General features: G+C 48.6%; 15 protein-coding genes and 1 pseudogene. 5 read left to right on the top strand and 11 right to left on the bottom strand.

The window, feature by feature from the left end; translation table 11 throughout:
* Window positions 1-4 precede the first annotated feature (4 nt).
* The 4 genes from B7992_RS05830 to B7992_RS05815 are packed head-to-tail and all read right to left on the bottom strand — an operon-like array spanning window position 5 to window position 3,461.
* Window positions 5-604 carry an ABC-type transport auxiliary lipoprotein family protein gene (locus tag B7992_RS05830; protein ID WP_073236587.1) on the bottom strand — a complete coding sequence of 200 codons (600 nt, stop codon included), beginning with the start codon at window positions 602-604 and terminating at the stop codon, window positions 5-7.
* A gap of 54 nt (window positions 605-658) precedes the next feature.
* Window positions 659-1,606 carry an MlaD family protein gene (locus B7992_RS05825; protein ID WP_073160437.1) on the bottom strand — a complete coding sequence of 316 codons (948 nt, stop codon included), beginning with the start codon at window positions 1,604-1,606 and terminating at the stop codon, window positions 659-661.
* Window positions 1,607-1,619: 13 nt separating this feature from the next.
* Complete coding sequence (locus B7992_RS05820) at window positions 1,620-2,402, bottom strand: ABC transporter ATP-binding protein (RefSeq protein WP_073160435.1); 783 nt, start codon at window positions 2,400-2,402, stop codon at window positions 1,620-1,622.
* A 9-nt stretch (window positions 2,403-2,411) separates the two neighbouring features.
* Window positions 2,412-3,461, bottom strand: coding sequence for an ABC transporter permease (locus tag B7992_RS05815; protein ID WP_254794942.1), 1,050 nt, complete (start codon window positions 3,459-3,461; stop codon window positions 2,412-2,414).
* A gap of 76 nt (window positions 3,462-3,537) precedes the next feature.
* Between B7992_RS05815 and B7992_RS05810 the strand changes: the two genes are divergently transcribed.
* The 3 genes from B7992_RS05810 (at window position 3,538) to B7992_RS05800 (ending at window position 6,282) form a co-directional block, all read left to right on the top strand.
* Window positions 3,538-4,602 (top strand): hypothetical protein, encoded by a 1,065-nt coding sequence (locus B7992_RS05810; RefSeq protein ID WP_073160523.1) that lies wholly within the window; start codon window positions 3,538-3,540, stop codon window positions 4,600-4,602.
* Window positions 4,603-4,632: 30 nt separating this feature from the next.
* Complete coding sequence (locus B7992_RS05805) at window positions 4,633-5,040, top strand: thioesterase family protein (RefSeq protein WP_073160431.1); 408 nt, start codon at window positions 4,633-4,635, stop codon at window positions 5,038-5,040.
* A 96-nt stretch (window positions 5,041-5,136) separates the two neighbouring features.
* Complete coding sequence (locus tag B7992_RS05800; protein ID WP_141100383.1) at window positions 5,137-6,282, top strand: histidine phosphatase family protein; 1,146 nt, start codon at window positions 5,137-5,139, stop codon at window positions 6,280-6,282.
* A gap of 163 nt (window positions 6,283-6,445) precedes the next feature.
* Here the strand turns inward: B7992_RS05800 and B7992_RS05795 are convergent, their stop codons facing one another.
* The 7 genes from B7992_RS05795 to B7992_RS05765 all read right to left on the bottom strand — a co-directional run bounded on the left by B7992_RS05795 (window position 6,446) and on the right by B7992_RS05765 (window position 11,526).
* Window positions 6,446-7,432, bottom strand: coding sequence for a diaminopimelate dehydrogenase (locus tag B7992_RS05795; RefSeq protein ID WP_175549719.1), 987 nt, complete (start codon window positions 7,430-7,432; stop codon window positions 6,446-6,448).
* 254 nt (window positions 7,433-7,686) lie between these two features.
* Window positions 7,687-7,956, bottom strand: a complete 270-nt coding sequence (locus B7992_RS05790) for a hypothetical protein (protein ID WP_101478955.1) — start codon at window positions 7,954-7,956, stop codon at window positions 7,687-7,689.
* Window positions 7,957-7,963: 7 nt separating this feature from the next.
* Window positions 7,964-8,191 (bottom strand): DUF4258 domain-containing protein, encoded by a 228-nt coding sequence (locus B7992_RS05785; RefSeq protein ID WP_141100382.1) that lies wholly within the window; start codon window positions 8,189-8,191, stop codon window positions 7,964-7,966.
* Between the two features lie 173 nt (window positions 8,192-8,364).
* On the bottom strand, window positions 8,365-8,988 hold the full coding sequence (locus B7992_RS05780) for a hypothetical protein (RefSeq protein ID WP_141100381.1): 624 nt from the start codon (window positions 8,986-8,988) through the stop codon (window positions 8,365-8,367).
* Between the two features lie 57 nt (window positions 8,989-9,045).
* Window positions 9,046-9,474, bottom strand: coding sequence for a dUTP diphosphatase (locus B7992_RS05775; protein ID WP_073286975.1), 429 nt, complete (start codon window positions 9,472-9,474; stop codon window positions 9,046-9,048).
* A gap of 309 nt (window positions 9,475-9,783) precedes the next feature.
* Window positions 9,784-10,599: an RNA methyltransferase gene (locus B7992_RS05770; protein WP_073160421.1), complete on the bottom strand. Its 816-nt coding sequence runs from the start codon at window positions 10,597-10,599 to the stop codon at window positions 9,784-9,786.
* 87 nt (window positions 10,600-10,686) lie between these two features.
* Entirely contained in the window at window positions 10,687-11,526 is an 840-nt protein-coding gene (locus B7992_RS05765) for a sugar phosphate nucleotidyltransferase (protein WP_088665815.1), read from the bottom strand.
* Between the two features lie 81 nt (window positions 11,527-11,607).
* On the opposite strand from B7992_RS05765, the gene B7992_RS05760 reads away from it, so the two are divergent.
* Together B7992_RS05760 and B7992_RS05755 are read left to right on the top strand one after the other, a co-directional pair.
* The gene (locus B7992_RS05760; protein ID WP_073236569.1) at window positions 11,608-13,125 is read left to right on the top strand and encodes a GGDEF domain-containing protein; all 1,518 of its coding nucleotides are present in this window, start codon (window positions 11,608-11,610) and stop codon (window positions 13,123-13,125) included.
* A gap of 41 nt (window positions 13,126-13,166) precedes the next feature.
* Window positions 13,167-13,736, top strand: a pseudogene (locus B7992_RS05755) (RecQ family ATP-dependent DNA helicase); the annotation flags it as partial.
* Between the last annotated feature and the right edge of the window lie 56 nt (window positions 13,737-13,792).

The following is a 13,792-nucleotide window of genomic DNA, read 5'->3' as shown; positions in this document are numbered from 1 at the left end:
CCGCTTATTCGCCCATGTTCTGGGAAACGTTCTTCAAGAAGTCTTCCATGAACTGGCCATAAAGTTTAGAAATGGACTGGGCCACATGCTGGGGCTCGGAACCGTCCATGGTCAGTCGTTCGTTGTATTCCTTTTCAAAGAGCGGAGCGCCTTCGGTCTTGCGGAAGGTCAAGGTCATATCCAAATGGGCGTAACGGCTGGAGCCTTCATCCACTTCTTCGATAGCATCGATGTTGCCCAGAATTTCGTAGTCGGGCTTGGCGGTTTTTGATCCCTTGGCAAAGAGGCCGCTCTGGTCGATGTACTTTACAGCAGTCTTGTTCAGCATCTGGTCGGGGCGAGAGGCCCACAGGTCCAAATCATAGAACATGAAGGTGTAGGCGGATTCGCGGTATACGATGTTGCTGCGCTGGTATGCCGGGTCAATGGTAAACTTGCGGACCTGAACGGTCTTGGAAGCATTGCCAGCACCTACAGTGCCAATGTTTTCTACATCCACCATGTAATAGCGGGTCGGTTCGCTGGAACCACCGCCAATGCAAGCGGTCATCATGCCGGCCACGAGGCTTACCAATACGGCGGTCAGGACTTTAACAAACTTCATTTTCAAACCTTCCTTTTACAGTCTGCAGGCCTTACCCACAGTCATCATAAAAATTTATTGTCTACGGCTCTTGTTTTCGGAACGGATAAGGGCAGAGGGATTATTCTTGATCTTCTGGCTAAATTCATCCAGATTTTCAAGCACGGTGTTCAGTTCCGTCAGCACGTCGCCCACCTGATCCTGGTTGTTGTAGACCATCGCATCCAGACGCTGGGCCAGCTTGTTGATGGACTCCATGGCCTGGGCAAGATTGTCATTCATGCTCTTGGTATCGATGGCATCAAGCTTTTCCTTGAGCAGATCCAAGTTCTCGCCAGCCTTGGCCGCGATCTTTGCTTCTTCGACGCTGGCCATGACAGACTTCATGGACTCGGCGGCAGCCTGCATGGATTCAGCAGTCTTGGTCACGCTTTCGATGGGCTTTGCCATTTCGCGAGTGGTGCGGTTCAAGTTCGCAGACATGTTGGCCATGTTCTTCAGAGTGATGCGGATGTTCTCGGCATTCTCTGCAGTAAAGACGCTGCTAAAGTTGGAGAGCAAGGTGTCGACCTTTTCAACCATGCCGCCAGCCTGGTCCGCAAACTTATCGAAAGAAGAAGCTTCAGCAGGAACAAAACCGCCTTCCTGCAAATTAGGTTCGCTAAAGTGACCACCCGAAAGAACGATGTGCTTTTCGCCAGTGAGGGAAAGACCGTTGGTCATGCCGGCACGGGTACCCGGCTTAATGGGAGTTCCATGCTTCACCTTGAAGCTCACCACCACCTGATCCAGGCTAGAGGAATCAATCTGGATTCCGGTGACGTTACCCACGTCGATACCGTTCAGTTTGACCTTGGCTTCGTTATAAAGACCGATGACCGATCCCTTGAACACGGTGTAGTAGTTGTCGTATTCGGCGCTAATGAAGCGATTCAGCACATAACCCAAAAAGGCGATAATCAGCGCCAGGCATATGAACATGAATACGCCAAGTTTGATTCTTTCAGAACGAGTGGTTTCCATCTAATGCTCCGACTCAGTCAATAAAATTAAAGTGGTAAGTGTCATCGGATTTCGGTTCCTTTGAACTCTTACGGCTAAAGAATGTCTTAAGAATTGGATCTTCGGAATCCAGGCCCTGCTGCAAGGTGCCGTCAAAATGGACGTAGCCTTCCTTCAAATACACAAAACGGTCACATACGATCTTGATGCTTTCCAGTTCGTGGCTCACGATTACCATGGATACGCCCAAGGTGTCCCGCAGTTCCAGCAGAAGTTCATCGAGAGAGTGTGCGGTTACCGGATCGAGACCCGTAGACGGTTCATCGCAGAACAGAAGTTCCGGCTTAAGTGCAATGGCGCGGGCCAGGGCAGCACGCTTCTTCATACCGCCAGAAAGTTCCGAGGGATACCTATGGAAGGCATGCAGCAAATGAACCTTTTCCAGACGGTCGGCAACGATGGCTTCCATCTGGCTCTTGGGCATATAGGGCATGCTGCGTTTCAGGGGAAGCATGGCGTTTTCGGCTACAGTCAAGTCCGAAAGCAGAGCGCCACTCTGGAACAGCACGCCGGTACGCATACGGGTTTCGGCATCCAGCCCATCCTGGGCCCCGAAGGTCTTACCGAAATAGGTAATGGTTCCGCTCTGGGCCTTGTACAGCTTAAGGATGTTATTTAACAAGGTAGACTTACCGCATCCCGAACTACCGAGAATCATACGGATTTCGCCCTTGCGCACACCGAAGGTAATGTCGTGGAGGATAGTACGTCCACCGTACCCCGCCTTCAGATGATCCACTTTGAGAATTTCGTCCATAACTGCTCCCTAGTAGAAAATGAAGGCAAAAAGTGTATCTGCAATAACAATGCTGGCAATGGAAGTCACCACGCTAGAGGTTGTCGCTAGGCCGACGGCTTCGGCGCCGCCCTTGGCATTCAAACCTTTATTACAGGAAATAAGAGTAACAAGCCAACCAAAAGCAAGAGCCTTAATGGAGCTCTTCGCAAACACCATGGGGTCGATCCCTTCGCGGATACCCTGGAGGTAGTTGGTAAAGGTAATGTCGCAGCAGAAATAGCCAATCAGGAAGCCGGCGAAACATCCGAAAATGGAAGCGCAGAAATTCAAGATAGGAGTGCAAACGCTCATGGCCAAAAATCTCGGAACCACCAGATACTGCACCGGTGAAATAGCCATGGTCTTGATAGCCTTCACTTCTTCGCAAACAGACATGTTGGCAATTTCAGCCGCAATCGAGGAACCAGAACGGCCTGCAAGAATGATGGTGGTCAACAGCGGACCAATTTCAGCAAAAATCAGGAATCCAAGACCTGAGGCCAAATAAGAACCGGCACCGATGGTATTGAGCATCACGGAACTCTGCAAGGCCATGGTCAAGCAGACCAGCGCCACCATCAAGAAGCAGATTCCGGTAGCCTCGCTACCCAGGCGGAACATCTGCTTGGCCACGCCGCCAAAACGAAGCTTGCCCTTGTCGAAAGGTCCCAGGAAGGTCCAGTAAATGCACATGTTCAACAAGATGAACACCTGCACCACTTCCTTGATGAAGTCAAAACCCACTCCACCCAAGGCCTCGAAAATATTCGTAGTTTCGCGACGGTCTTTTTCGGGAATGGTAAACTTACGCAGGTCAGACAGATGCTGCTTAATGTCATCGTTAAAATGGAGCAGCTCCAGACGGTTTCCAGTCTTGGCAGAAACCTCGGCCAGCAGGGCAAAAAAAGCATCACCGCTATAGTCCATGAAGGTCATTTCAGAACCATCAAGACGAAGAGCTCCCTGTCGGAGCGCCCTTCTACACGAGCGCAGCAATTCCTTGCTGTTTGCCGCCGTCAAATTTTGCGGTAATTTCATTTCTGTCTGCATCAACGGAGGTCAAATGTAGAAAAAAATTTTCAACATCTTGGCATACATTCTATATTTGGGCACAATGAAATTTGTCACAAAGATTTTCGCCATATTCTGTATGTTCTCCCTGGCCCACGCCCAGGATGTGCAAGACGACTTCCAGCGATTTTCATTGGTACCGGTACTGGGCTACACCGAAGAAACGAAACTACAGTATGGAGCCATGTTCCTTCTGTTTCTAAGACCCAATGAAGGGGGCGACAAGGTTCACGAAATCGGACTTACGATGTTCCGCACCACCCGCGACCAGATCCAGGTCAACATCGAGCCCATCTTCTACCTGTTCCACGACAAAATCAGCGTCTGGACCATCTTACGTTATCAGGACTGGTTCGCCAGCTATTTCGGCGCAGGGAACAACCCCGACATTGACATATTCACCAACTACGACCGAGAACTATTTTATCTAGAATCCACCTGGGAATCTTCCATCGGCATGCCCAGGGGAATCAAGTACGGCGTTGTATTCCATTTTGAAGACTCTCAAATTGACTTCAACGAAAACCAAAGCGGTCTAGAATTACCAGACACCCATTCTGGATGGCGCAACGGCATAGGCTACACCATCAGCTACGACTCCCGATACAACATCAACTGGACAAAGCACGGATTCCTGGCCCAATGGAAGCAGCAATTCTACAGCGACAAGCTGGGAGACTACACCTTCGATGTTGAATCCATTGATTTGCGCGGTTACACCATGTTACTCTGGGGAGCCACCTTCGCCCAGGGATTACTCTGGCAGCGCACCAACGGAGACGTTCCCTTCGACATGCTGGCCGGCCCCGACGGGGTCAAGCGATTCCGCGGAGTAGAAAGCCGTTACTTCAACGGCAACCAGGCCATTATTTCCCAGTCCGAAATTCGCAAGTACTTCGCCTACCGCGTGGGAGCCCACCTATTTTTTGAAAGCGGTAAGGCAGGCGATTACTTCAGCGACCTTTGGCGGAACAAATGGCACAAGTCCCTGGGCGCAGGCGCACTGCTGGGGCTGAACCTAAGCGAAGGATTATTCGCCCGAGCCGACTTTTCATGGGTAGACTTCGACCACCTGGGAATTTCTTTTAACGTACGCCAGGCCTTTTAAACGCAGGCAATCTGACAGGTAAAAAAGATTATGGAACTTTGCAGTCACAAACACACTAGCCACATAGAAGTCCGCTATTCCGAAACCGATCAGATGGGCATCGTACACCACGCCGTTTACCCAATCTGGTTTGAACAGGCCCGACTGGAATTTTTCAAGTCCCTAGGTTCCAGCTATGTTGAAATTGAAGCACAAGGGTACGCCTGCCCGGTTTTGGAACTGACAGTCAGGTACCGCAATTCCACCCACTTCGGCGAGACCGTGGATATCGACACCACCCTGGAACGCAAGGGCAAATACCACTTCAAGTTCACCTACAAGCTGAGCGTAGAGGGCAAGCTGTGCGCCACAGGAACTTCGGAACATTGCTTCCTGAAAAACGGCAAACCCACCCCCGATTTGCCGGAACAGGTGAAACTTTTATTCCCGAACGGCTAAACGCCCCCCATTTTATCTATAAATTTTCAGGAAAACTAAAACTTTTTCCAAGAACTCATACTAATTTTATGAACGGTGTTAGCAAAGGGTTCTTGAATGAAAAAAAATGCTTGTTATATAGCATCGGTTTTTGCCGTATGCCTTTTACTCGCCGCCTGTGACGACGAACTTTCGTATTACAATCCGAATATCGTCTCAGACGATTCCCTCACCGAGGATTCCCTAGAAGTCAACCAGACAGACTCGTCACAAAAGCCTTTTTTCAAAGACTTCCTGCAAAGTTTACCTTCCAGCGCGCAGGTATCCAGTTCTTCCCAATATAGCGAGCCTTATCAGCCCGAACAAGAACCATCCTCTTCCAGCTATTTCCTATTCGACGAACCTGCCCCAGAAAGTTCCTCTAGTTCATACCAGTTTAACGAACCTATCGTGGTAATCCCATCTAGTTCAAGCAAACAGATGAGCACGGAATGCGAAAACATCCGCGCCACAAGGGACCAATTCCACCAGTTGACCGATGTGGTAAACTGCGTCATGGAAAACGAGAAGGTGGCCTACGTCATAAGGCATGCCGAGCGCAATAAGAGCAGCACGGGTACGGAGGGACGTCTAAACGATAACGGCCGTGAACAATCCGTTACACTGGGCGAAAGACTGGCACCCCTTGGCCCCATTTACTTTATGCATACCAAGGTCTACCGGACCATGGAAACCGTGCTGAAAATCGCAGAAGGAAAAGGCCAGGAATTTTCAGAAAGTTCCATCCCCTTTACCGCCACCTCCGCAGACGATCACGAACAGAGAACCGACCTGCTGGACAGCTATTTCATCAAGGATGAATCCCAGGCTAACGCCTGCAAGAATCAGCATAGCTGGAGCTGGTCCGCCTATTCCTACTTCGCTTACGAGGAGGACGTCTCAAGAGAATGTCAGGCCGGATTCTACGACGTAGACGACCGCATCCAGGAATTCATCAAGGACAACTTCACCTACAGCAAGATGCACGACATCACCATCGCCATTTCCCATGACCAGTTCCTGATTCCGTTCATCATTTCGGTTTGCGAACGAAATACCATCGACCTGCGATTCCACAAACACGAAAATGAAGAAAGCCGTTACGACTACTGGATCAACTACCTTACCGGCGTTGCCATTATCGTAGACGAAAACGACCAGGCAATCACCATCCCGGTTACCGCCATGGAAGACCCCTACCTAAGAGTCTTCCCGGAAAAATAAAAGCGAACACCATATGCAAATGCATAAGCAAAAAGACCCGGGCTAAAACCCAGGTCTTTTTCGCAAAATCAGATGCCGACCTCCGTCAGCATGACCTATTGGGGTCGCTAGACCCGCGCGGTCATTAAAGGAGGTGCCGAGCGTAAAAAATGCGTTTTTCGAACTACAGTAAATGAGCGCGGAGTTCTTCGCCGCTCTGTTCGCTCAAGTATGCAGGAGGAACATCGAGAACAGTGAAGCAACCGGTCTTGCCTTCAGCCTTCATGCGGAGAGCAGCGCGGGCAAATGCGATAACAGCAGCAGTGGTGAATTCCGGATTGGAGTCCAGCTTCAGGCTGTATTCGATCACGTGAGTGTGTTCGTTGTTCATGCCGGTCTTGCCAGTACGGATCACGAAACCACCGTGAGCGAGACCGCTGTGGTTTGCATTGAATTCTTCTTCGCTGATGAAGTTTACAGTAGTGTCGTATTCATCGAAGTAGTTCTTCATGGTCTTGATTTCGTTTTCGACGTATGCTGCATCAGCACCTTCTTCAAGAACCACGTAGCAGAGACGAGTGTGCTTCTGACGGGTGGTCAGTTCCGGCATGGAACCGCTGCGGACAGCGTCCAGAGCTTCGGGAACCGGGCAGGTGTACTGCTTGGCGTTCTTCACGCCCTTGATGCGGCGGACAGCGTCGGAGTGACCCTGAGAAACGCCCTTGCCCCAGAAGGTATAGTCCTTGCCATCCGGGAGGATTGCGTTTGCATAGACGCGGTTCAGGGAGAACATACCCGGATCCCAACCCACGGAGATCATAGCGATCTTGCCAGCAGCCTTAGCAGCGGCGTCAACGTTGGCGAAGTGAGTGGGGATGTTTGCATGGGTGTCGAAAGTATCGATCACGTTGAACTTTGCAGCCATTTCCGGAGTCATCTTGGGAAGGTCGGTAGCGCTACCGCCGCAGATCACCAGCATGTCGATCTTGTCGGCCCACTTTTCGATTTCAGAAACGTTGAGAACGGGAATGTTCGGGGTCTGAATCTTGACAGTAGCCGGATCACGACGAGTGAACACAGCAACAAGTTCCATGTCCTTGGTCTTCTTGACAGCGCATTCGATGCCGCGGCCCAAGTTACCATAACCGAGAATAGCGATTTTTGCCATAATAAGTCCTTATAGAGAGGCTTTTTTATCGTTTATTTTAATTTTTGCGCTTGAAAAATAACAAAGAGTGAAAAACAAAACCACAAGTTTTTTGTCAATTTTTGGATAGAAAACACCATTTTCGACCATTTTCTTTACGTTTTATGTAAAAATAGACGTTTTTACACTTTTTGTTTTACATTTTTCGTAAAGTAGTATTTTAGTCATTTTTGGGGTTATTTCCAGTTTTCACCGAGATCCCGCCACACCTGCAGTCATCAAGCGGGTTCGATATCCAAATTACCTTCCGCGTAGCGTTTCAGGACACTTGCCGCCAGGGTCTGATATGGGATCCCTACCCTATTGGCCTTCACCTTCAATTTTTCAATGACGACCGTTTCCACCCGCATGGAAATCATGCGTTTCTTGATTTCGGCACAAGCTTCTGCAACAGAACCGCAGTCCAGTTTCGTTCCCGCATTATCCCCAAAAGTTTCGTATTCCTTCTCAAAATCCAAAGCACTTTTTTTCGATTTACTTTTCTTCATAAAACCTCTACTTCAACGGGAATACCGTTACAAGAATATCCTCTACTGCATTATAAACTAGGCGATACTTCTTTCCGTCAATCAAGGCATCCGCCAAAAGATTCGATTCATCTTTGTCACTCAATTTCAATCCTAGCAGGCCTTCATTCGTCACAAAGAAATGAATTATCTGTTCTTCGGTTATGCCTCGTTCATGCATTCGTTGTTTTGCATGTTCACTGAATTTTATATTCATGTATAATATACCTTTACGTATTGCTTTTGTCAATACACCTATATTTTGTTTAGAACCTCCTTTATACACGAATTTTTCAGGGAACTTGCACCAAAATTTTCGTTAAACATTTGTAAAAAGAAAAAAGCCTGCAAATGATTTTGCAGACCTATCACATCGTTTTACGAAAAATTTTAATTCAAAACTTTATAGTGCGTCATGAGGTAAAATCGATTCATAGCACCCGTAAAGTCACGCCCATACTTTACTTCAAGTGAAAAATCACCATAAGCTAAATAAGTTCCTGCGCCAACCTCAGCATAATAACCTGTTGCAGGAGAACCCAAGCCCCCCCCATTTAAATCTACAGCATAGCCATTCCTTGAGAGGTGTTCGCTGAAACCAACTCTAAACTTATCTGTCACATGGATTTCTTCAACCAGCATCATGCCCCCAGAAATCGGAGTTTCAATCTCTTCCGGAAGATTAAAATCAAACCAGCCTAGCAATCCAAAATTTTTCCAACGATAGCCAACAAAACTCTGAATCGTCACGTTTTCTGAAGAGAGTCCGAATACAAAATTTTTCGCAGTAAAATAAAGGGATAAATCTAGGAAACCCTTTCCTTCATCAGCTCTATAATCATCCTCGTTTACATAATGTCCACTATAAACGTCTCCAACTTGAAACGTCCCTCCAACGACAACATTGCCACCATCCTTTACGTTCATAAACTGAGCTGCAGATGGCGCATGACTCGCACACCCCCAAAAAGATAACGCCACTACAAACGTCATAAGAATCAGTAGTGTTTTCATTATTTCCTCAACCAAGTTTGCCCCGTACCAAAGCAAATTCACGACAACGCAGCGAATTTATTTCACGCCAGTGCTGCCGAAGCCGCCGCGGTCCTTGTCGGAGAGTTCGCCTTCCTCAAATTCCAGAGTAGGCTGGATTTCCATAATGCGGAACTGGGCAATGCGGGAGCCCTTCTCAATGGTCACGTCTTCGGTGGCATAGACCGGCATTTTCCACCAGTCGTTTGCGCCGCAATAGCTGGAGTCCACCACGCCAACAGAATTGGTCTGCAGAATCTTGAAGTTCTTGAAGGTGGAGCTGCGGGGGGCCAGATGGGCTTCATACCCCTCGGGCAATTTCATAGCCACCCCCAAATGAATCAGGCGAAACTCCCCCTTCTTCAGGGTAACGGTTTCCGCGGCGCTCAAGTCGATCCAGTCGGACTTACCGCCCACATATTCCAGACGAGGAATGGAATCATCAAGATATTGGATGGTGATTTTCATTGCCATAATGATGCCTTTTTGCGTTATGGGGTTACTATTTCCAAGTCAACAACCCATTTAGTAACCCATTTATTACTTTATTTTCAAAAAGATTGTGCTTTTTTCAAATTCTTTTTCTTGACAAGGTTACTAAACGCATTATTTACAGCAATTTAGTAACCTCTAGAACAGAATTTACAGCAATTTAGTAACCTCTAGAACAGAAATTTCGCCCCAAAAGCATTACTTTATTTAAAACCAAGGTTACTAAAAGGGCTCAAAACCTCCGTTTAGTAACCTATTTTTCAAATTTCTTAATGTTCGGCGTTATTACCCGGCCTTTCCTTCTTCGGCAGCAGCCTTAGTTTCTTCAGCTTCGGCGGCGGCCTTTGCGGCAGCGGCCTTTGCAGCGCGGTCTTCGGCCTGTTCCAGGCGAGCGGGCTTACCGGCTACATTACGGAGCAAACCGAACAGGGCCGAAAGTTCGTTGCGGGTGGGGTGTAGTCTCTGGAGCAGAGTGTTCAGGAAGTTATCTCTCCAGGCCTGATCATGATACTGACCGGTGAGATAGCGGTCCAGGAACTTCTTGAATCCGTTAATCTGGTCGATGGTTGCGGGCTGAGTTTCGCAGGCTCCCTTGGAACCACGCTTGGCGCGGCCTTCACCGTTTGCCAAGGCACCAGAACGGCACAGTTCATACAAAGAAATAGAAACAGCCTGACCCAAGTTCAAGCTCATCAAGCCCGGTACGGGAATTTCGCACTGGTAGGTGCAAGCGTTCACTTCTTCAAGAGCCAGGCCGCAGGATTCACGACCGAACACCAGAGCGATGGTTCCATCATCAGGAAGCATGCCCGACAGATCGGGAACCATGCAATGCTTAATAGCACTACCGAAAATGCGACGGCTGAAAGCGACTGCACAGGAGCAATCCCCAATAGCTTCGCGGAAGGTATGAACGATGGTTGCCTTGTCCAGAATGTCATGGCTGTTGGCTGCCGTGTGGTAGGAATTTTCAATCACCTTGTTACGCTTGGGGTAAACGATGTACAGTTCATCCAGGGCGTAGCAATGCATGGCGCGGGCTACGAAGCCAACGTTGTGAGGATGTTCCGGTTCAACAAGCACTACTCTAAACTTTCTCATTTCAATCCTTCATCATTCAAATTCTTCTATGGATTCTTCGCTACGCTCAGAATGACGCGCAGCCAATTCAACCATTCCAACACAAATCTAAATCTTCCAGCTAAATCCCTTACCGCGGATTTCATTTTCTACAGTTTCGCCCTCACCCACTGTGGCTCCTGCAAACACGATAGAATCGCGGGTCACAGCAACGCGTTCGTCAGTCCAGCTATCCACTCCAAGTTCATCAAGGCGGGCACGGCAAGCGGCCATCAGACCTTCAGGAGAACCCATGTCAATCCAGGTAGCATTCATCTGACTCATGTCCACAAAAGGTGGACGTCCTGCAGCAATTTCCTGCTTCCAGAATTCACGGATGTCAAATTCACCGTCAGCAATTCGGGCCAAAGCCTCGTCGCTGTAATAGGATACTCCGGAGAACGTTGCGGCGGCACCCTCTTCGGAACCAAAACGGCCAGCGATTCCCACCAGACGTCCATCCTTATTCACACGGAAGGTATTCACCTTGGGGAAATCCACAGCCAGCAGGGCCACACCAGGGGCAGAGCCGTCCTGAGCGGAGGCAAAAGTGCGCTTGGCATTTTCCACAAAGGCCTTCAGGTCAAAACTGCAGTAGGCATCGCCGTTCATGATCAGCAAGCCCCCACGGTATCCTTCGTTATAGATTCGCTTTAAGGGGCCTGCAGTTCCAAGAATCTCGGGCTCCACCCACACTTTTTCAAAACCAAGGCGTTTACCCTCGGCAACCACCTGTTCGGCCAGATAGTGAGCATTGGCGTGAAGTCTTACGTTTCCAATACCGTTAGCTTTAACCGCCTGCTGCTCCAATATAGAAGCATCAACTACCGGAACCAAGGGTTTCGGCACATCGCTGGTCAACGGGCGCAAACGGGTTCCAAGACCCGCGGCAAGGATTAAAACGTTCATTTTTTTCATCAACATCAAAGATAGAAAACGTGGATATTTATCTTTTTACTAAAATTAAATGGTCTTACATTTTGAGCAATTATGATTAAGTATATCATTGATTATTTGATAAGAGCCAGCCTCACCAACTCGGATCTGTATACTATCCGAGACAAGGAAACCAATCATAACCATAGAGCGCTGCTGGTATATTCAGCCATATCGACTTTCTTTTTTTCGTTCACCTGCATAGCCGCCTTTGCAACCCGACTCCCCGCCATGTTGGAAAAGGCCCCCATCTACGCAGGGTTCGCCATGTTCTCCATTGTAAGTCTCGCCATAGCATTTGCTGTCGGAAAGAAAAATCACACCGTTGTCGGAATCTTGTGTCACATCTTCTACCCCATGCTCCTATGCTTCGGCCTGTTTTCATCGCTTGTGATATCCTGCGACGAACCCTCCACCTCCCTATTGGCCATGTACGTGGTTTCGCCGCTGCTGTTTGTCATGCGACCAATCCACATCGTAATTATCACTATTATCGCCGATTTCATCTTCCTCTATTATTGCGGTTCCGTCAAGCCGGCCGAAATTGTTGGAACAGAAATCGTCAACTGCATCGTCTATAGCGGCATCGGCATGATTGTCGGCATATTCAACGTCCGCGACAAATGCCAACGAATGCTTTTTGAAAATCGCGTATCCCAGTTCAGCACCAAGGATCAGCTTACCCACAACCTCAGATCCATTTCGGACATTTACGTTTCCATGCACCAAATCAACCTGGACTCGGACACGTTCTTCTCAATTAGAACAAACAACTTTATTGATTCTAGCGTAGACAGTTTCAACGAAAATTTCAGCAGACAAATAACGCTGGCCATGACGGCAACCACAGCTCCCGAATACCTGGACCGCATTCTGGATTTCGTAAACACCAAAACACTACCCGACAGGCTCAGAGGCAAGCGCACCATCACCCAGGAATTCATGGGCAAGAATTTTGGTTGGTGCCGAGCCCGCTTTATCGCCATTGGTCCCGTAAACACCGAAGTTAAGCCAAGCCAGGTTATTTACGCCGTCGAAAATATCAGCGAACAGAAAAAGATCGAAACAACGTTGATTGCCAAAGCCGAAACCGACGCCATGACCGGACTGCTGAACCGCCAGGCCGGTATTGACAAGATAAAGACAGCCATCAACGAAAACCGAATCGGTATGTTGGCCCTATTCGATGTAGATAAATTCAAGCACATCAACGACAACTACGGTCACCAAATGGGCGACGAAGTTATTATCGCTGTCGCCAATGCCATGAAGGAAACTTTCCGCGAAGAAGACATTCTATTGCGTCTCGGCGGAGATGAATATATTTTCTTCGTGAGCGGAGTTTCTAACGAGGAACAGGGAATCCAGATTATCAGCAGATTCTTTGAATCTATCAGCAGGATTACTTTCGAAAAGGTGAACAACCTAAATATTTCTGTTAGCCTGGGCGCAACATTCCTAAACGGCGAAGAAGGAATCGACTTCGAGGAATACTACCGTAGAATCGATAACTGCACTTACCGCAGCAAGAAGATCGAAGGCAAGGCCTTCACCTTCTGGCGTGACGAATAAGACTCTTGCACATTTGTACACCAAATATTATATTTACCTGCATGAGTGATCAGCAGGCAAGTCTTCTTTTTAATACAGCACAGCAGAAGCTTAAGGAATATTTCGGTTACGACAGCTTTAGACCCAAGCAGGTCGAAGTCATCAGACAGGTTCTTGAACGCAAGGACACCTTGGCCCTAATGCCAACCGGTGGAGGCAAGTCAATCTGCTACCAGATTCCGGCCCTGGTTTTCGATGGTTGCGCCGTGGTGGTTTCGCCTCTGATCGCCCTCATGAAGGATCAAGTGGACAGTCTCCGCGAAAACGGCATCCCCGCAGCGGCACTGAACAGCGGCCTTTCAACTGAAGAAGCTTCCGAGATCCGCAGCGCCTTTTGCCGCGGTGAACTTAAACTGCTGTACATCTCCCCCGAACGTCTGGTTTTTGAAGTAGAGAACCTGCTCCCCCGCGGTCGCGTTTCGCTGTTCGCAATCGACGAAGCCCATTGCATTTCTCAGTGGGGCCACGATTTCCGCCCCGAATACACCCAGCTTTTTAAGCTCCGCGAAAACTTCCCCGGCATTCCCATTCTCGCCCTGACGGCCACGGCCGACGCCATTACCCGAGAAGATAGGCGATTTCTAATCGCTAACGCATAATGTTGAACTTTTTCAAAAGATACTCATTT

Source organism: Fibrobacter sp. UWH1, from assembly GCF_002210365.1.
Lineage (GTDB): Bacteria > Fibrobacterota > Fibrobacteria > Fibrobacterales > Fibrobacteraceae > Fibrobacter.
The sequence above is the reverse complement of the archived record's forward strand: the minus strand, read 5'-3'. Positions and strand labels throughout refer to the sequence as shown.